This window comes from Streptomyces sp. NPDC054863 (genome assembly GCF_053610825.1).
In genome coordinates this window covers 1-19,669 of sequence record NZ_JBSGZD010000137.1, presented here as the reverse complement: position 1 = coordinate 19,669, position 19,669 = coordinate 1, and the positions used below count along the sequence as shown (strand labels likewise).

Here is a 19,669-nt window from a genome sequence, read left to right as displayed (position 1 = left end):
AGAGCGCCTGCATGGCATGCAGGAGGTCAGGAGTTCAATTCTCCTTAGCTCCACAGAAAACAAGAAGCGGACCATCCGATAGGATGGTCCGCTTCTTTGTGCTGCCGCGTACCCATCAATGATGGCGCTTCCTCAACTGCGGCGCCGGTCAAGGGCCTTGCCCGCAACCGGGCCGGTGGGTGTGCCCGGGGGCTGCTCGATACGCAGGGCGAGGGCGGGGCAGCGGCGTACCGCGCGCTGGGCACGGGGCTTCAGATGGAAGGGCACGGAGGTGTCCGCGAGCGCCGGGTAGCCGTCGTGGCCGAGCCGGATCAGCTCGGGGACGACGTCCGCACACAGACCGTGGCCCTGGCACAGGGTCCAGTCCACGGCGAGCTTCTCGCCACCGGCGCCGCGTTCGTAGCGGGCGGGGCCCTGCTGGACGGGCCCGGGGAGGGGCAGCACGCCCGCCGTGGGGCGTCCGCAGCCGCCGCCCAGGACGTGGGCTGCCAGGTCGTCCGTAAAGGCGTTCAGGGCGGACAGCAGGAAGCGGACCGAGCCGTCGGGGTGCTGGCAGGCGCCCCTGCCCCTTGCCGCCTGCGCCACTTCGCGGAGGGCCTCCAGGGCTGCCTGGCCGCCGCCGTTCAGTACGTCGGACAGGCCGCCCGCGGCGGCGGGCAGCCCCAGCTTGCAGGGGCCGCACTGACCGGCGCTCTCGGCGGCCAGCCAGTTCGCGATGCGCAGCGACTCGCCCAGCGGACAGGTCTCCGGGCCGATCGGGAGCAGTGCGCCCGCGCCGAGCGTGCCGCCGAAGGACGCCAGTGACGCTCGGGAGACGGCGGCGTCGTGCGCGGCGTACGCGTCGATCCAATTGCCGTGGTAGCCGCCGGTCAGCACACCCTGGGGGAGCGGCGGGGCGCCGGCCAACTGGAGGACGTGTCCGAGCGGGACGCCGGAGGGCACCTCAAGGACGAGCGGGCGGGCGACGGCGCCGGAGAGGGTCAGCAGGACGGTGCCGGGCTCGTCCGGGACGCCGGTGCGGGCGTAGCGGCGTGGGCCCAGGCGTGCGGCGACGGCGAGTTGGGCGTACGTCTCGGCGTTGCAGAGCAGCGTGGGGGCGCCTGCGACACCGGACTCGGCAGCGCGCTCGCGGCGGCCGGGGGGCAGGGCGGGGCCACCGTTCGCCGCACGGATCACGGCGGAGGCCTCGCCGGAGACCATGCGCTCGGGGGTACGGACGATCCGGGCGCGGATGCCGCGGTTACGGACGCGCCGATCGGTCAGGCCGCGTTCGGCGAACGCATCCGTGACGGACGCTTCGGTGGAGTCACGGGTGACGGCGACGACGAGGGTGCGTGCGCCGAGGGCTTCGGCGGCGAGCAGGGCGCCGTCCAGGACGAGGTGCGGGGCGCGGTTGATCAGCACGGTGTCCTTGCGGCACGCGGGCTCGCCCTCGCTCGCGTTGACGACGATTGCGGGAGGGGTACCGCGGCGGACGGCGGCTTTGGCCACTGCCCGTAACTTGCGGGCGAAAGGGAAGCCGGCGCCGCCCTTCCCGAGCAGGGAGACCTCCTCCGCGAGCGTGGCCAGGTGTTCGCCGGTGACAGGGGGCAGGGGGCCGTGAACCTTCAGGTGGGTGCCGAGGTCGAGGCGGCCGGCGAGGTCGAAGCCGCTGGTGAGGTGGGGGAGGCCGACGGTGATCACGTGGGGGACGTCAGGCAGGGGGACGTTGCGGGCGTTCAACGGCGTTCTCCGGTGGGGGTGTGCGCGTGCCGGGGCGCGGGGGAGCCGGGAAGAGGGGCGGGCAGGGACTCGTACGACGGGGCATCGATCGGCCGACGCTGCCGCGGTACGGGCGGGGAACCGGCCGTCGGGAGCAGGGTGCCGTCGACGATGTTCCTCTTGAGGCGGGGCGGGAGCAGACGCAGGGAAAGTGCCGCCGCCACCGCGGCCAGGCACAGGGCGTACATCGTGACCACCCAGCCGGCGGCCGGGCGGCCGGTGAACAGGCCGTGCAGGAGGGCCGAGCACCAGGCGGGGTAGGCCAGCATGTGGAGCGCACGCCAGCGGCCCGGTATCCGGCCCGGCGTCGCGAAGACGCTCCGCAGGGCGCCCGTCGTGGCAGCCACGATCATCAGGAGTCCGGCCAGCGAGCCGAACCCGACAAGCACGGACGTCCCCGAGAGCCCGCCCGCGAACGGCAGCAGGGCCGCGAGCAGCGACACGTGCCCGAGGGCCGCCTTGACCGTGACGTGCAGCAGGAGCAGACCGAGGGAGGCGACCGCGGTGGCCCGGTGGACCCCCTGCGCGACCAGCCGGTGCCGTGGCCTCAGCAGCAGCCGGTCGGTCGCGAGAAGTCCCCAGGCGACGGATGCGGTGAGAGAGACGAGGGTCAGGACACCGGTGGTGAAGTCGAGGGCCGCCCGGAGACCGTCACCGCCGAGAAGGGCGAGCAGCGGCAGCAGGAGCAGCGCAGCAGCCGGCAGGGCGCGTGGCAGAGGGCGCCGAGGGGCGACGGCTGCTTTGTGGCGCAGGCTCGGGCGAGGCGGTGGAGGAGGAGGCAGAGGGTTCATGGGAAAGACTCCGGGGATTCGGGAAGGTGGCCCCGTCGCGGGAGGCTAGGCGGGGCGGTGCGGGGAGGGCGGGGGTTTGGTGGTTCTGCCGTGCGCGGGGTGTGCGGACGGGTACGGTCCGCCCCGCGTCCTTCGGCCCCGCCCCTCGTCCATCGCCCCGCGTCCTTCGCCCCGCGGGCTCCGCCGGAGGTCAGAGCTCGATGCGGTCCCCGCAACCCCTGCGGTACCCTGACGCCATGCGTGCCGTACGCCTTCTGCTTAGTGAGCCGCGCTGATCAGTCCCGACCGGTGAAGAACCTGGTCGGCATCGGCGCGGCGTCCCCTCCTGTGCGAGGGGATTTTTCATTTCCGCAGGCAGAGATCCGTAGGCAGAGACGAAATCGATGGAGCTTCGAAAATCATGAGCGAGACGAATTCCGCTGCCGCTGCCGAGACGGCAGCCGCGCACCGCTACACGGCTGCCATGGCCGCCGACATCGAGGCACGCTGGCAGGACTTCTGGGACGCCGAGGGCACCTACGAGGCGCCGAACCCCGGCGACGGAGACCTGTCGGGTGACGCGGAGCTGGCCGCGAAGCCCAAGAAGTTCATCATGGACATGTTCCCGTACCCCTCCGGTGCGGGCCTGCACGTCGGCCACCCGCTGGGCTACATCGCCACCGACGTATACGCCCGCCACCAGCGCATGACCGGCCACAACGTGCTGCACACGCTGGGCTTCGACGCCTTCGGACTGCCCGCGGAGCAGTACGCCGTGCAGACCGGCACGCACCCGCGGACCTCCACCGAGGCCAACATGGCCAACATGAAGGACCAGCTGCGCCGGCTGGGCCTGGGCCACGACAAGCGCCGCTCGTTCGCGACGATCGACGCCGAGTACTACAAGTGGACGCAGTGGATCTTCGTCCAGATCTTCAACTCCTGGTACGACGCGGACGCGCAGAAGGCCCGCCCGATCGCGGAACTGGTCGCCCAGTTCGAGAGCGGTGAGCGCGTACTGCCCGACGGCCGTTCCTGGGCCGCCCTGGACGCCGCCGACCGCGCCGACGTACTGAGCGAGTACCGGCTGGCGTACGCCTCCGACGCGCCCGTGAACTGGGCGCCGGGGCTGGGCACCGTACTGGCCAACGAGGAAGTGACGGCCGACGGGCGTTCGGAGCGGGGCAACTTCCCCGTCTTCAAGGCCAAGCTGCGTCAGTGGAACATGCGCATCACCGCCTACTCCGACCGCCTGATCGACGACCTGGACGGCCTGGACTGGCCGGAGGCGATCAAGCTGCAGCAGCGCAACTGGATCGGTCGCAGCGAGGGCGCCCGCGTGGACTTCGCGGTCGAGGGCGTCGACGGCAAGAAGATCACTGTCTTCACCACCCGGCAGGACACCCTGTTCGGCGCGACGTACATGGTGCTGGCGCCTGAGCACGAACTGGTCGCGGACATCGTCCCGGCCGCCTGGCCCGAGGGCACGCACGACGTGTGGACCGGTGGGCACGCCACTCCGGCCGAGGCCGTCGCCGCGTACCGCAAGCAGGCCGCCGCCAAGTCCGACGTGGAGCGGCAGGCCGACGCCAAGGAGAAGTCCGGTGTCTTCACGGGTGCGTACGCGACCAACCCGGTAAGTGGGGAGCGCGTCCCCGTTTTCATCGCCGACTACGTGCTGATGGGTTACGGAACCGGCGCGATCATGGCGGTTCCCGCGCACGACACCCGCGACTTCGCTTTTGCGCGCGCCTTCGAGCTGCCGATGCGCTGCGTCGTCGAGCCGACGGACGGCCGCGGCGGGGATCCGGCCGAGTGGGACGACGCGTTCGCCTCGTACGACGGGAAGATCGTCAACTCCGCCGCGGCGGACACCGTCTCGCTGAACGGGCTGGGCGTCGTCGACGCGAAGGTCCGCATGACCGAGTGGCTGGCTGAGAACGGCTGCGGCGAGGGCACGATCAACTACCGGCTGCGCGACTGGCTGTTCAGCCGTCAGCGCTACTGGGGCGAGCCCTTCCCGATCGTCTACGACGAGGACGGCATCGCCCACTCGCTGCCCGAGTCGATGCTGCCGCTGGAGCTGCCCGAGGTCGAGGACTACTCGCCGCGCACCTTCGACCCCGAGGACGCCGACGCGCAGCCCGAGACGCCGCTGTCGCGGAACCAGGACTGGGTCAACGTCACCCTGGACCTGGGCGACGGTCCCAAGAAGTACCGCCGCGAGACCAACACCATGCCCAACTGGGCCGGTTCCTGCTGGTACGAGCTGCGCTACCTGGACCCGCACAACAGCGAGAAGCTGGTCGACCCGGCCGTCGAGCAGTACTGGATGGGCCCGCGCGAGGGCATGCCGCACGGCGGCGTCGACCTGTACGTCGGCGGCGCGGAGCACGCGGTGCTGCACCTGCTGTACGCCCGGTTCTGGTCGAAGGTGCTGTTCGACCTGGGTCACGTCTCGTCGTCCGAGCCGTTCCACAAGCTGTACAACCAGGGCATGATCCAGGCCTTCGTCTACCGGGACGCACGCGGCATCGCCGTCCCGGCTGCCGAGGTCGAGGAACGCGACGGCGGTTTCTACTACCAGGGCGAGAAGGTCAGCCGGGTCCTGGGCAAGATGGGCAAGTCCCTGAAGAACGCCGTCACGCCCGACGAGATCTCCGCCGAGTACGGTGCGGACACCCTGCGCCTCTATGAGATGGCGATGGGGCCGCTGGACGTGTCGCGCCCTTGGGACACCCGTGCGGTCGTCGGCCAGTACCGGCTGTTGCAGCGGCTGTGGCGCAACGTCGTCGACGAGACGACGGGCGACGTCAACGTCGTCGACACCGAGCCGGACGAGGACACACTGCGTGCCCTGCACAAGGCGATCGACGGCGTCGGCCAGGACATGGCCGGAATGCGCTTCAACACGGCCATCGCGAAGATCACCGAGCTGAACAACCACCTGACGAAGACGGGTGGCCCCGTGTCGCGGTCGGTTGCCGAGCGACTGGTGCTGCTGGCCGCTCCGTTGGCCCCGCACATCGCCGAGGAGCTGTGGCGCAAGCTGGGGCACACCGAGTCGGTCGTTCACCAGGACTTCCCGGTCGCGGACCCGGCGTACGTCGTGGACGAGACCGTGACCTGCGTCGTTCAGATCAAGGGCAAGGTCAAGGCGCGCCTGGAGATCTCCCCGTCGATCGGTGACGACGAGCTGGAGAAGCTGGCGCTGGCGGACCCCGCCGTCGTTGCGGCGCTGGGCGGCGCGGGCATCCGCAAGGTGATCGTACGGGCGCCGAAACTGGTCAATATCGTTCCGGCGTAGTCCTGAACCGCACGATCGGGGCGGCTGTACGCACTGGCTGAGGGCTTTCCCCTACGGGCAGGTTGGGGGTTCCGATGGAACCTCTGGCCTGCCCGCTCCGTTTACGGTGGGAGCAGTCAACAGTTCAGTCAGCGGAACATCCCATCATTCCTACCGCGGAGGGGCGTCATGGAAGCTGTCGTCATCCTGATCATGGCGCTGCTCTTCTTTGCCTTCGTCGGATTGGGGGTGTTCGTCACCGTGAAGGCGGTAGGAGCCGCCAAGCGCGGCGTGGACCGTACGATCACGCAGGCCAGGCGCACCGTCGAGGACACCACGCTACGGGCGAAGAGCTACGGACAGGTAGGCATGGGCGGCGAGCTGGCACAGCTGCGGCTGTCGCTGCGCACTTCCATGAGGGCCACTCAGGAGGCACTGACCACGGGCGTGGCGTCCGACGCCTCACTGTCGGAGTCGATCGCCCTGTTCGAGCGGCTCAGCGAGTACGGCCACCAGCTGGACGACGAGCTGCGCCGGCTGGAGCGCGATCCGGACAAGGCGCAGGCCGCCGAGCGGATCCCGGAGCTCCGTGAGCGTACGGAGGAGGTCGTGCAGTCGGCGGACTCGCTGCGCTGGGCGGCCCGGGACCGGGCACGGAAGTTCGCGGACGACGACCTGGCCTCGCTGAGCGAGCAGATCCGGATGGAGTCCGGGGCACTGCGCCACTGGGCGGCCGTGGACCCCGACCCCGCCCGGCAGGACGGGACGGCCGCTGCCGGACCTTCGCAGACCTGGCCGGAGCCCGGCGAGAGCAGGACCGGGCAGGGCGAATCCGCAGCAGGGGACTTCGCAGAGGGCGAGAAGTCCTCCGGGCCGCAGGCGATCACCGGCCGCGACCACAGCCGGCAGACCACCTACTCGTGGCAGAAGGAAGCCCGGCCCGAGAGCACCACCTGATCCCTGCGGGCGCTCGGATCCCTTGCAGCCTGCGCGCTCCGTCTGTGCTTCGTCCGCGCTCCGCCTGCACTGTGCGGCCCACGGGGTCGCCGCCTGCCGGTGACCCCGTTGAGTGGGGCCGGACTGCCGCAGGGCTTCGCCTGCGGGTAACCTCCCGCTCATGTCCCGCCATGTCGCGATCGTCACCGATTCAACGGCCTACCTGCCACACCGGACGATGGAGCGGCACGGCATCACCGCGGTGCCGCTGACCGTCGTCCTCGGCGACCAGGCGCTCGAAGAGGGCACGGAGATCTCCGCTCGTTCGCTTGCCCAGGCCCTGCAGAAGCGCCGGTCGGTGACCACGTCCCGGCCGAGCCCCGAGATGTTCGCCGCGACGTACCGTGCGGCGGCGGAGGCAGGCGCCACCGGAATCGTCTCGCTGCACCTGCCGGCCGAGCTTTCCGGCACGTACGACGCGGCCGTGCTCGCGGCACGCGAGGCGCCCGTGCCGGTACGGGTGGTGGACACCGGGATGATCGCCATGGCGCTCGGCTTCTGTGCCCTCTCCGCGGCCGAGGTCGCCGAGGCGGGCGGCACGGTCGACGAGGCGGTGGCCGCGGCGGAGAAACGCGCCGAAGGCACCGCCGCGTACTTCTACGTCGACACCCTGGACTATCTGCGGCGCGGAGGCCGGATCGGTGCCGCGCAGGCACTGCTGGGCTCGGCGCTCGCGGTCAAACCGCTCCTCGAACTCGCCGACGGGCGGATCGAGATGCTGGAGAAGGTACGTACGGCGTCCCGGGCGATCGCCCGGCTGGAGGAGCTCGCGGTGGAGCGGGCCGGCGAGCGCCGCGTGGACATCGCGGTCCACCACCTGGCCGCACCCGACCGTGCCGAGACACTCGCGCAGCGGCTCAGGGAACGGGTGCCGGGGCTGGCGGATCTGCACGTCAGCGAGGTCGGGGCGGTGATCGGGGCACACACGGGGCCCGGGCTGCTGGGGGCCGTGATCTCAGCACGCTGAGGGATCCGTATCACCCGTATACCCGATTCCCCTGCGCCACTCGCTTCGCCTGCGCCACCTGTGCCACCCATGCCACTTCTGCCACTCGTTTCTCCTGGGAGGGTGGCCGAGTTATCCACAACTGGTGTCTTTTCCACGAGAATTGACCATGATCAGCAGGTTCTGGGTGATGTGCCTACCGTCAGGTGCATGGCTCTGCGATCACGAAACGAAACGACAGGACCGGGCCGCACGCCCGGTCGTACCTCCCACTCCCTCGCCCGTACGAGGCCGGAGCGCACAAGGCTCTCCCGTACGAGGTTCCACACTGCGCCGGGCGCCCGGCGCGGCAGACGCGGGGCGGCTGCCACCGCTGCGGCAGCCGTGTCCAGGCGCCGTGCGGACGCGCTCTTCGCCCTCCCCGGTGCCTTGCCCAGTGCCTTGCCCAGTGCCCTGTCTCGGGTGCTGGCGCCCTCGACCCCTTCTTCCGCGACCTCTGCCCCTGCTGCTTCCGCCCCCGTGGTTTCCCCGCGCTCCGCGACCCCTTCATCGGTCCCGGTCTTCCGTGCTCCGGCCGCGCAGGCCCGTGTCCGGGTCGCACAGGCCCGCGTTCCGGTTCCCTCCCCAGTAGCTCAAGTACGGACGCGTGTGGCTGTTCCGGAAGTTTCCGGGGCTTCACCGGCCGCCGTGCGGCGGGGTGTGGGAGGGCTGCGGCGGGGGTGGGCCGCGGTGCGGGAGCGCATGCCGGTGTGGGTCCAGACGCGGTGCGGGATGGAGCCCAGAACGCTGGGAGCGCTCGCCGCCGTCCTGGCCGTGTCCGCGGGCTTCGCCTTCCAGCACTTCTGGACCGGGCGCCCCGAGACCGTACGCGCCCCGGAAACGGTGGGAGCGGCGGGCCCCGCGGTACCCCCGCCGACGGCACCTCGGGCACAGCCGCCGCCCGGCCCTGTGCCGGCCCCTGCGGCCGTCCCGGGGCCGGCACAGGCTCCGCAAGCGCCCGGCGGTGCGGTGGTCGTCGTCGACGTGAGCGGCAAGGTACGGCAGCCGGGTGTGCACCGGCTGCCCGCCGGATCGAGGGTCGCCGACGCCCTGAGAGTGGCCGGCGGCGTCAAGACCGGTGTGGACACCGGCGGACTCAACAGGGCCCGGGTACTGACCGACGGCGAACAGGTGGTGGTCGGAGGGCCCGCACCGCCTCCGCCGGACGCGGGCAGCGGCCCGGGGACGGGCTCGGGTGCCGGTGCGGGCGGGGTCCCGTCGACCGGGCCCCTCAGCCTCAACTCGGCGACCGTGGAACAGCTCGACACCCTGCCCGGCGTCGGCCCCGTCCTCGCCCGGCACATCGTCGACTACCGCACGCAGCACGGCGGTTTCCGCTCCGTGGAGGAGCTCCGCGAGGTCAACGGGATCGGTGACCGACGTTTCACGGACCTCCAGAACCTCGTACGCCCGTGAACCGCCCCACCGGCCCCGCCACCGGCTCCGACCTTCCCGCAGCGGTCGTGCGACCCGGGGTGCACGCCGCATCCGGCCACCGGCTCGGGGACTCCCACCCGCGGCAGGAGGGCCCGGCCGATCTCAGGCTGCTGCCTCCGGCGCTGGCGGCCTGGGCCGCCGCCGCACTGACGGTGGGCGGACCCGCGGCGCCGGCGGTCGCACTCCTCGCCGTCACCTTGGCAGGAGCCCTGGCAGCGGTTCTCCTGGCGTCGTGGGGGACAGCAGGGCGCAGCGGCGGTGACCGGAGCGGCGCGGGTACCGGTGGGCAGGGCGGAGGCCGGACCGACAGGTGGATCGGTAGCCGGACCAGCGGATGGAGCGGTAGCCGGACCGACGGCCGGACTGGAGGCCGGAGCGGGGGCCGGACCGGCGGGCCGGATGGCGGGCGTTCCCTGCGGCTCACCGCCGTCGCCACCGCGCTCCTCTGCGCCGCCGCAGCGGCTGCCTCGGCCGCACTGCACTCGGCCGACCTCCACCGGGGCCCGGTGCCCGAACTGGCGCACCGGTACGCCACGGTGGGGGCCGAGCTGACGGTCACCGGCGACCCGCGGCAGACCCGGCCCAGGGTGCGGGGCGCCCGGACGGCGCCTCGTTCCGTCGTACTGGACGCCGAGGTCACCCGGGTCACCGCCGTCGACGGTACGGTCACTGCCGTACGCACACCGGTCCTCGTCCTCGCCCCGGTGCGTGGCCCCACCGCCCAGTGGTTGCGGCTGCTGCCCTCCACCCGGCTGCGGGTGACCGGGGCACGGCTGGCGCCGCCGCTGCCGGACGGCGACCGGATCGCCGCCGTGCTGCGCGTTCCGGGCAGCGGGCCCCCGGAGATCGCAGGACCGCCGACTGCCGTGCAGCGCGCGGCCGGTGGGCTCAGGGCCGGGCTGCGGGAAGCCACCGAAGGGCTGCCGCCGGACTCCCGGGCGCTGCTGCCCGGGCTGGTCGTCGGCGACACCTCCCGTATGGAACCGGACCTGCACGACGCCTTCGCGGCAACCGACCTGGTGCATTTGACCGCCGTCTCCGGCAGCAACCTCACCATCGTCCTGGCGCTGCTGATCGGGCCACCCGCCCTGGCCCTGCGCGCGGAGCGTCGGGGGCTCGCGCCCAGGCTCGGCATCTCGCTGCGCACCACCGCGCTGTTCGGCGGGGCACTCACTCTTGCCTTCGTGATCGTGTGCCGTCCGGAGCCCAGCGTGCTGCGGGCTGCCGCCTGCGGCCTGATCACCCTCCTCGCCATCGGCACCGGCCGGCGCAGGTCACTGATCCCGGCGCTGGCCGCCGCCGTCCTGCTCCTGGTGCTGTACGACCCGTGGCTGGCCCGGAGTTACGGATTTCTGCTGTCGGTGCTGGCCACCGGCGCGCTGCTCACGATCGGCCCGGTCTGGAGTGCCGGGATGCAACGACGCGGGGTGCCGCCCAGGCTCGCCGAGGTGCTCGCGGCGGCGTGCGCGGCGCAGGCGGTGTGTGCGCCGGTGGTCGCGGTGATGGCCGCCCGGGTCAGCCTCGTGGCGATCCCCTGCAACCTCTTCGCGGAGCTGGCGATCGCCCCGGCCACCGTGCTCGGCTTCGCCGCCCTCGCGGCGGCTCCCGTGGCGATGCCGGTGGCCGAACTGCTCGCCGGGGTCGCGGGCTGGCCCGCCGGGTGGATCGCGGGGGTCGCCAGGGCCGGGGCCGCACTGCCGGGCGCGGAGATCGGCTGGCCGGGCGGCTGGCAGGGCGGGCTGCTGCTCGCCGCCCTGACCGTCGCCGTGGTGCTCGCCGTGCGCCGGGCCCCGCGCCACCCCTGGCTGAGTGCCGGCTGCGCACTGCTCCTGCTGCTCGCGGTGGTGCGACCGCCGCCGCTCACCGGAGTCCTCACCGGATGGCCGCCGCCGGACTGGAAGTTCGTCATGTGCGACGTCGGCCAGGGAGACGCGACGGTGCTCGCGGCAGGGGAGGAAGGGACGGCCGTGGTCGTCGACGCGGGCCCCGACCCCGTACTGGTCGACCGCTGTCTGCGCGACCTCGGCATCACTCGCGTACCGCTGGTCGTGCTCAGTCACTTCCATGCCGACCACGTGGCCGGGCTGCCCGGGGTGCTGCGCGGCCGGGCGGTCGGTGCGGTCCAGACGACGACGCTCCAGGAACCGCGGGACCAGGCCGCGTTCGTCCACCGGACGGCAGCCGGGGCCGGGGTGCCGGTGATCACCGTCAGGCCGGGGGAGCGGCGCCGGATCGGCCCGCTCGACTGGGAGGTGCTGTGGCCGCCGCCGTCCCCGCACCCGGTGCCCCGCGAGCCGAACGACGCGAGCATCACCCTGCTCGTACGGCACGGGAGTCCGGACCGAGACCTGGAAGGGGACGCGGGAGGTGGCCCGGACAAGAACACGGGAGGTGGCCCGGACGGGGACGTGGGCGGAGACCTGGAAGGGGGCGCGGGCGGAGGCCCGGCCGGGGGCCGGAGCGGGGGCGGGGGCCTGACCCTGCTGCTGCCCGGCGATCTCGAACCGCCTGCCCAGCAGGCCCTGCTGAGAGCCAGGCCCGAGCTCCCGCCGGTGGATGTCCTCAAGGTCGCCCACCACGGGTCGGCCCGTCAGGACCCGGGGCTGCTCCGCAGGGCCGCACCCCGGCTGGCCCTCGTCCCGGTGGGCCGTGACAACCCGTACGGACATCCGGCACCCGCAGCCCTGGCGGCGCTCACGTCCGGCGGTGCGGTGGTGCTGCGTACGGACAGGGACGGGCCGATCGCGGTGACCGGCTCGGGGGCCGGGCTGGGGGCGGTGCCAAGGGGGAGCTGATTCCAGCCGCGTGCCGCACCTGCGCGACCCGCCGGGTCGGCGGGGCCGCAACCCCGTGCGCAGCCGTCGCAAGCCGTCGCAAACGGTTTCCACGCGGTCTCCGCAACCCGCGCCAAGAGTTGGATTACTACCGGTAATGAGTCGATGACCAGCAGATACAGGTGTGCGGAATGCTCAATTCAGACCTCTGGGGACAGGCAGGTCCATCTCCCCACCGAGCCCCGCGTTTGCCTCGAACACCCCATGAGTGATCGAATGCTTTTTCGTCAAAGGGTCGCCATCCCGACGGTTCGTCGTGTGCGTCGCGCCCCTGCAGCAACGAATCGCACGGGGGTGCGCAGATCATGATCTCCCGCTGGCTCGGCCGACGTTCGACCTCCGGAAGCCACGCCAACCCGCTCGCCGGACTCTCCGTCCCGGCCTCCGCCGGCGTACTCAGCTGCCGGGTCCTCGACCCGGTCAACGAGCCCGTCCGGCAGGCCGAGTTCGTCGTCACCGACAGCGCCGGACGCAAGATCGTCGGGGGCGAGACCGACCCGTACGGCTCCCTCGTCGCCGCCGTGCCAGCCGGTGACTACCGGCTGGCCGTCACCGCCGAGGGCTTCACGCCGTACCGCGGCAGCGCCACCGTCACCGAGCGCGGCCACTCCGGCCTCGGCAACGTGACCCTCCAGATCGCCTCCCCGCCACAGCTCCCGGAGCCCGGCGACTGGGAGATCGACCTCATGCACTCCCAGATCAGCTTCTCCGCGCGGCACATCGGCCTCGCCCGCATCCGTGGCCGATTCAACAGCTTCGCGGGCGCGGTCCGCATCGGCGAGCGCATGGAGAACTCCGCCATGCACGTCATCATCGACGCCGCGTCCATCGACACCAACGTCAAGATGCGCGACGACCACCTGCGGGGCAAGGACTTCTTCGACGTCGCGAACTACCCGACGATGGAGTTCTACAGCGACCGCTTCGTGCACCGCGGCGGCAGCCGCTGGGCCGTCTCCGGCGCCCTCACCCTGCACGGCGTGAGCCGCACCGTCACGCTGGACAGCCAGTACCTCGGCATGGGCAACGGCATCCAGGGCGAGACCCGCGCGGCCGTCCACTCCATCGCCGAACTGCACCGCGAGGACTTCACCCTCACCTGGCAGACGATGCTCGGGCACGGCATCGCCGCCATCGGCTCGTCCATCGCCGTCGAGCTGGACATCCAGATCATCCCCAAGGGATCGGGTGCCCCGGCCTCCTGAGCAGGCCCTTTAGGAGCCCCGGGCACCTAACCCCGATCCCGGCGTGCCTCTCCCAAGGGTCCCCAGCCGTCCCCGCGGAGCCTCCAGCCGTCCCCACGGAGCCTCCAGTCATTCCTACGGAGCCTCCAGCCACCCCTCGTACTCCGCGGCCAGCGCATCCAGTGCCGCGGAGTCCAGGCGCCCCTCGGGGTCCTCGACCACCACCAGCCACTGGGCGTCCTCGGCGTCGTCCTCGCCCGCCAGGGCGTCCCGTACGAGCTGGGGCTCCTCCACCGTCCCGAACCGGTCGGGCAGCTCCTGGGCCACCTCCTCGGCGGCATCCCGGTCCGGCAGTACCAATACATGTCGTACATCGCTCACGTGCACATTGTCCGGCACCCGTGCGGTACGAACTCGGCGGGGCGGGCGCTGTCAGTGGCCCGTGGGATGCTTGACCGCGATGGCCACCAGGAAGAATTCGACCGACGATCCGCTCGCCCCCGTCACCCTCGCCGTGGGGCAGGAGGACCTGCTGCTCGACCGCGCCGTGCGGCAGGTAGTGGCGGCGGCCCGCGCCGCCGACGCGGAGACCGACGTGCGCGACCTCACGCCCGACAAGCTGGAGCCCGGCACGCTCGCCGAGCTGACCAGCCCGTCGCTCTTCTCCGAGCGCAAGGTCGTCGTCGTGCGCAACGCACAGGACCTCTCCGCCGACACGGTCAAGGACGTCAAGGCGTACCTCGGCGCCCCCGCAGAGGAGATCACCCTCGTCCTGCTGCACGCGGGCGGCGCCAAGGGCAAGGGCCTCCTCGACGCGGCCCGCAAGGCCGGTGCCCGCGAGGTCGCCTGCCCCAAGACCACCAAGCCCGCCGAGCGGCTGTCGTTCGTACGATCCGAGTTCCGCGCCCTGGGCAGGTCCGCCACCCCCGAGGCGGGCCAGGCGCTCGTCGACTCCATCGGCAGTGACCTGCGCGAGCTGGCCAGCGCCGTCTCGCAGCTCGTCGCGGACGTCGAGGGCACCATCGACGAGGCGGTCGTCGGCCGGTACTACACGGGCCGGGCCGAAGCCTCCAGCTTCACCGTCGCCGACCGCGCGGTCGAGGGCCGGGCGGCAGAAGCGCTCGAAGCGTTGCGCTGGTCGCTGTCGACCGGTGTCGCTCCCGTACTGATCACCAGCGCGCTTGCCCAGGCCGTACGCGCCATCGGCAAGCTCGCTTCCGCCCCGCGCGGTGCCCGCCCCGGCGACCTGGCCCGGGACCTCGGCATGCCGCCGTGGAAGATCGACCGGGTCCGCCAGCAGATGCGCGGCTGGTCGGCGGACGGCGTCGCTCTCGCGCTGCGCGCGGTCGCCGACGCCGACGCGGGAGTCAAGGGCGGCGGGGACGACCCGGAGTACGCCCTGGAGAAGGCGGTCGTCGCGGTGGCCCGCGCCGCTCGGGCCCGATCGTCCCGCTAGGGCACGCGACCGCGGCAGGATCCGCCGGGACAGGCCCAGCAGGATCCGCCGGGACAGGCCCAGGCCCTGGGCCCCTCCCGGTGCGGGCCGACGGCGCACTGCGGCGGTGCGCGACCCGCCCGGGCCTCGTCGGGGAAACGCCGGAACCCCGGCCACCGTCCTGGGGAGGACGGAGACCGGGGTTCCGGTTCAAGCTGGGTTCCACCGCGCCCGCGTGGCGAACGCGTTCGGTGCGCGGCGGGGGTGTCGGGTCAGGAGCGGTAGAGAGGGTCCGCTGAATCCTGGCGCCGACGATTCACTACAGGTACCTCAGAGACGATGCTCAGGCCTGCAGGGTGGCGACCTTGGCAGCCAGCGCCGACTTCTTGTTGGCGGCGGCGTTCTTGTGGATGACACCCTTGCTGGCGGCCTTGTCGAGCGCGCGGGAGGCGTCGCGAACGGCCAGCGTGGCCTTCTCGACGTCACCGGCGACGACGGCCTCGCGGGCCTTGCGCACGGCGGTCTTGACCGAGGACTTGACGGCCTTGTTGCGCAGGCGCGCCTTCTCGTTGGTCTTGTTCCGCTTGATCTGGGACTTGATGTTCGCCACGAAAGAGCCTTTACAGGTTCGGTTGGATCTCGATGTGCGTCCCGCCACCCGCGAAGGTCACGAGACACAGCTGCCCAGGCTACCAGCCGCCGCCCGACCGGCCCAAACCGGCCGCAGGCCCCCGGTCGTGGGACCATGGGAAGACTTCACAACTTCCGGACCGAGACGAGAACGACGCACGCGCGCGCCCGACACACAGCCGCGGCGCCCACCGTGTACGTCTTCTCAAGAATCAGGACCCTGCGTGCCCGCGACTCCTCTCCACGTGCCCGAGCCGAGCCGTACCGACCCGGCACTGCTCCGCAACTTCTGCATCATCGCGCACATCGACCACGGCAAGTCGACGCTTGCCGACCGGATGCTCCAGCTGACCGGCGTGGTCGATGTGCGGCAGATGCGTGCCCAGTACCTCGACCGCATGGACATCGAGCGCGAGCGCGGCATCACGATCAAGTCCCAGGCGGTACGGCTGCCCTGGGCGCCCACCGAGGGCGAGGGCAAGGGCAAGACCCACATCCTCAACATGATCGACACCCCGGGCCACGTGGACTTCACGTACGAGGTCTCCCGCTCGCTGGCCGCCTGCGAGGGCACGGTCCTGCTGGTCGACGCGGCACAGGGCATCGAGGCGCAGACCCTCGCCAACCTCTACCTGGCGATGGAGAACAACCTCACGATCGTTCCCGTCCTCAACAAGATCGACCTGCCGGCCGCCCAGCCGGAGAAGTTCTCCGAGGAGCTCGCCAACCTCATCGGCTGCCAGCCCGAGGACGTCCTGAAGGTCTCCGCGAAGACCGGCATGGGCGTGGACGCGCTGCTCGACCGGGTCGTGCGCGACGTACCGGCCCCGGTCGGCGTCAAGGACGCGCCCGCCCGAGCCATGATCTTCGACTCGGTCTACGACTCCTACCGCGGCGTCGTGACGTACGTACGAGTGGTCGACGGCCAGCTCAACAAGCGCGAGCGCATCAAGATGATGTCGACCGGCGCCACCCACGAGCTGCTGGAGATCGGCGTCTCCTCGCCGGAGATGACCCCCTCCGACGGCGTCGGCGTCGGCGAGGTCGGCTACATCATCACCGGTGTGAAGGACGTCCGGCAGTCCAAGGTCGGCGACACCATCACCTCCCTGAACAAGGGGGCGACGGAGGCTCTGGGCGGTTACAAGGACCCGAAGCCGATGGTCTTCTCGGGCCTGTACCCGCTGGACGGCTCCGAGTACCCGGACCTGCGCGAGGCCCTCGACAAGCTCCAGCTCAACGACGCCGCGCTGGTGTACGAGCCGGAGACCTCGGCGGCACTGGGCTTCGGCTTCCGCGTCGGCTTCCTCGGCCTGCTGCACCTCGACGTGATCCGCGAGCGGCTGGAGCGCGAGTTCGGCCTCGACCTCATCGCGACGGCGCCCAACGTGGTCTACCGCGTGGTCATGGAGGACACCAGCGAGCACATCGTGACCAACCCGAGCGAATTCCCCGAGGGCAAGATCTCGGACGTCTTCGAGCCGGTCGTACGGGCCACGATCCTCGCGCCGAGCGAGTTCATCGGCGCGATCATGGAGCTCTGCCAGACCCGCCGCGGCACGCTCCTCGGCATGGACTACCTCTCCGAGGACCGCGTCGAGATCCGCTACACGCTGCCGCTGGCGGAAATCGTCTTCGACTTCTTCGACCAGCTGAAGTCCAAGACCCGCGGTTACGCCTCCCTCGACTACGAGCCCACGGGCGAGCAGTCCGCGGCCCTCGTCAAGGTCGACATCCTGCTGCACGGCGACAGGGTCGACGCCTTCTCCGCCGTCACGCACAAGGACGCCGCGTACGCGTACGGAGTGCGCCTCGTCGCCAAGCTGCGCGAGCTCATCCCGCGGCAGGCCTTCGAGATCCCCATCCAGGCCGCCATCGGCTCCCGGGTCATCTCCCGCGAGACGATCCGCGCCATCCGCAAGGACGTCCTCGCCAAGTGCTACGGCGGCGACATCTCCCGCAAGCGCAAGCTCCTGGAGAAGCAGAAGGAGGGCAAGAAGCGAATGAAGATGGTCGGCAGCGTCGAGGTGCCGCAGGAAGCCTTCATCGCCGTCCTCTCCAGCGACGAGTCCGGCGGCAAGGCCAAGAAGTAGCCGAGCGTTCCCAGGAACGGCCGAGCGTTGCAGGAACAGCCGGGTGCTCCTGAAGCGCTCGCTGAGGGCCCCGGGCCCGTCGCACTGAGGTGCGGCGGGCCCGTCCTGTTGTACGGACCGTGCGGGCCACCCGGCTGCACCGTGTCGGCGCCCGGGGAAACCGGTGCCGGGCCGTTATGAAAAGGAGGGCCCGGGGACTCTTACGCGCCAGGCCCGGGCGCTCTAGTCTGATCACTGTTCGTTTGTTACTCGCCAGTTAAATACCAGCCAGTCGCGCAGCAATGCCGTGGGCCCGGAGGACGTCGTGAGCGACACACAGACCTTGATCGAGAACCGGCCGCCGTCCGTGGCGAACCTCTTCATTGAGCGCGTGGCCGCCACGCCGGACGGGGAGGCCTACCGGTATCCGGTGCCGCCGTCCGGTGGACAGGGGCCCGACGAATGGCGCTCGCTGAGCTGGGGGCAGGCCGCTGAGCGGGTGTACGCGATCGGCGCCGGCCTCGTCGAACTCGGCGTGCAGCCCGAGGAGCGGGTCGCGCTCGCCTCGGGCACCCGGGTCGAGTGGATCCTCGCCGACCTCGGTGTGATGTGCGCCGGAGCGGCCACCACCACGATCTACCCCTCGACCAACGCCGAGGAGTCGGCGTACATCCTCTCCGACTCCGAGAGCCGCATCCTGATCGCCGAGGACGCCGCGCAGCTCGCCAAGGCCCGCGAGAAGCGCGCCGAACTGCCGAACCTCGCCCACGTCGTGGTCGTCAACGCCGAGGACGCCGTGTCCGCCGACGGTGACCCCGAGGGCTGGGTGCTCTCGCTCGCCGACCTGGAGGCACGCGGAGCGGCGTACCTGGAGAAGAATCCGGACGCGGTCAGGGCGCGCGTCGCGGCGATCACCTCCGACCAGCTCGCCACGCTCATCTACACCTCCGGCACCACCGGCCGCCCCAAGGGCGTGCGGCTGCCGCACGACTGCTGGTCGTACATGGCGAAGGCGACCGTCGGGACCGGGCTGATCACCAAGGACGACCTCCAGTACCTGTGGCTGCCGCTGGCGCACGTCTTCGGCAAGGTGCTCACCTCCGGACAGATCGAGGTCGGGCACGTCACCGCCGTCGACGGCCGCATCGACAAGATCATTGAGAATCTGCCGGTCGTGCAGCCGACGTACATGGCTGCCGTACCGCGCATCTTCGAGAAGGTTTACAACGGCGTCGCCGCAAAGGCGCGGGCCGGCGGCGGAGCCAAGTACAAGATCTTCCAGTGGGCGGCGGGCGTGGGCCGCGAGTACGCGAAGGTGACGCAGGACAACTTCCGGCGGACCGGGCAGGCGACGGCGCCGTTCGCGCTGAACGCCAAGCACAAGGTCGCGGACGCACTGGTCTTCTCGAAGATCCGCGAGGCGTTCGGCGGGCGGCTGCGGGCGTGCGTGTCGGGTTCGGCCGCGCTCGCCCCCGACATCGGCTACTTCTTCGCCGGCGCCGGGATTCACATCCTGGAGGGCTACGGGCTGACCGAGTCCAGCGCCGCCAGCTTCGTCAACCCCGGTGAGGCGTACCGCACCGGCACCGTCGGCAAGCCGCTCCCCGGCACCGAGGTCCGCATCGCCGAGGACGGCGAGATCCTGCTGCGCAGCCCCGGCATCATGCAGGGCTACCACGGGCTGCCGGAGAAGACCGCCGAAGTCCTGGAGCCCGACGGCTGGTTCCACACCGGCGACATCGGCGAACTGTCGGCGGACGGCTACCTCAAGATCACCGACCGCAAGAAGGACATCATCAAGACGTCCGGCGGCAAGTACATCTCGCCCGCCGAGACCGAGGGCCAGTTCAAGGCGGTCTGTCCGTACGTCTCGAACATCCTGGTGCACGGTGCCGACCGGAACTTCTGCACGGCGCTGATCTCCCTCGACGAGCCGACGATCCTCGGCTGGGCGAAGGAGCAGGGCCTCGGGGCGACGACGTACGCAGAGGTGGTCGCCGCGCCGGAGACCCAGACCCTCATAGAGGGTTACGTCAAGGAGCTCAACGAAGGGCTTCAGCGCTGGCAGACCATCAAGAAGTTCCGGCTGCTGCCCCGCGACCTGGATGTCGAGAACGGTGAGCTCACGCCCAGCCTGAAGCTGAAGCGGCCGGTCGTCGAGCGGGAGTACAAGCACCTGATCGATGAGATGTACGCAGGGAGCCGGGAAGCCTGACACGCCCTGGGCGTACCGCCTGACATCCCCGGGAGTACCGGCGGTGCGCCGCGGTCAGCTGCCC

At 71.3% G+C, this 19,669-nt stretch carries 13 protein-coding genes; 9 read left to right on the top strand and 4 right to left on the bottom strand.

Annotation, left to right across the window (positions count from 1 at the left end; all coding sequences use genetic code 11):
- Positions 1 to 132: 132 nt before the first annotated feature.
- Together ACWGIG_RS22895 and ACWGIG_RS22890 are read right to left on the bottom strand one after the other, a co-directional pair.
- Complete coding sequence (locus ACWGIG_RS22895) at positions 133 to 1,722, bottom strand: NADH-ubiquinone oxidoreductase-F iron-sulfur binding region domain-containing protein (RefSeq protein ID WP_453323502.1); 1,590 nt, start codon at positions 1,720 to 1,722, stop codon at positions 133 to 135.
- Positions 1,719 to 2,552 carry a hypothetical protein gene (locus ACWGIG_RS22890; RefSeq protein ID WP_453323501.1) on the bottom strand — a complete coding sequence of 278 codons (834 nt, stop codon included), beginning with the start codon at positions 2,550 to 2,552 and terminating at the stop codon, positions 1,719 to 1,721. Before ACWGIG_RS22890 ends, ACWGIG_RS22895 begins: the two co-directional genes overlap by 4 nt.
- 400 nt (positions 2,553 to 2,952) lie before the next feature.
- On the opposite strand from ACWGIG_RS22890, the gene leuS reads away from it, so the two are divergent.
- The 6 genes from leuS to ACWGIG_RS22860 all read left to right on the top strand — a co-directional run bounded on the left by leuS (position 2,953) and on the right by ACWGIG_RS22860 (position 13,274).
- Entirely contained in the window at positions 2,953 to 5,838 is a 2,886-nt protein-coding gene (leuS, locus tag ACWGIG_RS22885; protein ID WP_453323500.1) for a leucine--tRNA ligase, read from the top strand.
- A gap of 168 nt (positions 5,839 to 6,006) precedes the next feature.
- Positions 6,007 to 6,774, top strand: coding sequence for a hypothetical protein (locus tag ACWGIG_RS22880; protein WP_453323499.1), 768 nt, complete (start codon positions 6,007 to 6,009; stop codon positions 6,772 to 6,774).
- A 160-nt stretch (positions 6,775 to 6,934) separates the two neighbouring features.
- The gene (locus ACWGIG_RS22875) at positions 6,935 to 7,780 is read left to right on the top strand and encodes a DegV family protein (RefSeq protein ID WP_453323498.1); all 846 of its coding nucleotides are present in this window, start codon (positions 6,935 to 6,937) and stop codon (positions 7,778 to 7,780) included.
- 750 nt (positions 7,781 to 8,530) lie between these two features.
- Positions 8,531 to 9,214, top strand: coding sequence for a helix-hairpin-helix domain-containing protein (locus tag ACWGIG_RS22870; RefSeq protein ID WP_453323497.1), 684 nt, complete (start codon positions 8,531 to 8,533; stop codon positions 9,212 to 9,214).
- Entirely contained in the window at positions 9,211 to 12,030 is a 2,820-nt protein-coding gene (locus ACWGIG_RS22865; RefSeq protein WP_453323496.1) for a ComEC/Rec2 family competence protein, read from the top strand. Before ACWGIG_RS22870 ends, ACWGIG_RS22865 begins: the two co-directional genes overlap by 4 nt.
- A 344-nt stretch (positions 12,031 to 12,374) precedes the next feature.
- A complete protein-coding gene (locus tag ACWGIG_RS22860; RefSeq protein ID WP_453323495.1) occupies positions 12,375 to 13,274 on the top strand; it encodes a YceI family protein in 900 nt (299 codons plus the stop codon).
- Positions 13,275 to 13,388: 114 nt separating this feature from the next.
- Here the strand turns inward: ACWGIG_RS22860 and ACWGIG_RS22855 are convergent, their stop codons facing one another.
- On the bottom strand, positions 13,389 to 13,634 hold the full coding sequence (locus ACWGIG_RS22855; RefSeq protein WP_398416781.1) for a hypothetical protein: 246 nt from the start codon (positions 13,632 to 13,634) through the stop codon (positions 13,389 to 13,391).
- Between the two features lie 79 nt (positions 13,635 to 13,713).
- On the opposite strand from ACWGIG_RS22855, the gene holA reads away from it, so the two are divergent.
- The gene (gene holA, locus ACWGIG_RS22850; RefSeq protein WP_453323494.1) at positions 13,714 to 14,709 is read left to right on the top strand and encodes a DNA polymerase III subunit delta; all 996 of its coding nucleotides are present in this window, start codon (positions 13,714 to 13,716) and stop codon (positions 14,707 to 14,709) included.
- 322 nt (positions 14,710 to 15,031) lie between these two features.
- Here the strand turns inward: holA and rpsT are convergent, their stop codons facing one another.
- Positions 15,032 to 15,298: a 30S ribosomal protein S20 gene (rpsT, locus tag ACWGIG_RS22845; RefSeq protein WP_185026347.1), complete on the bottom strand. Its 267-nt coding sequence runs from the start codon at positions 15,296 to 15,298 to the stop codon at positions 15,032 to 15,034.
- Positions 15,299 to 15,542: 244 nt separating this feature from the next.
- On the opposite strand from rpsT, the gene lepA reads away from it, so the two are divergent.
- On the top strand, positions 15,543 to 17,411 hold the full coding sequence (gene lepA, locus ACWGIG_RS22840; RefSeq protein ID WP_453323493.1) for a translation elongation factor 4: 1,869 nt from the start codon (positions 15,543 to 15,545) through the stop codon (positions 17,409 to 17,411).
- Between the two features lie 304 nt (positions 17,412 to 17,715).
- Positions 17,716 to 19,605, top strand: coding sequence for an AMP-dependent synthetase/ligase (locus tag ACWGIG_RS22835; protein ID WP_453323492.1), 1,890 nt, complete (start codon positions 17,716 to 17,718; stop codon positions 19,603 to 19,605).
- The last annotated feature ends 64 nt before the right edge of the window (positions 19,606 to 19,669 follow it).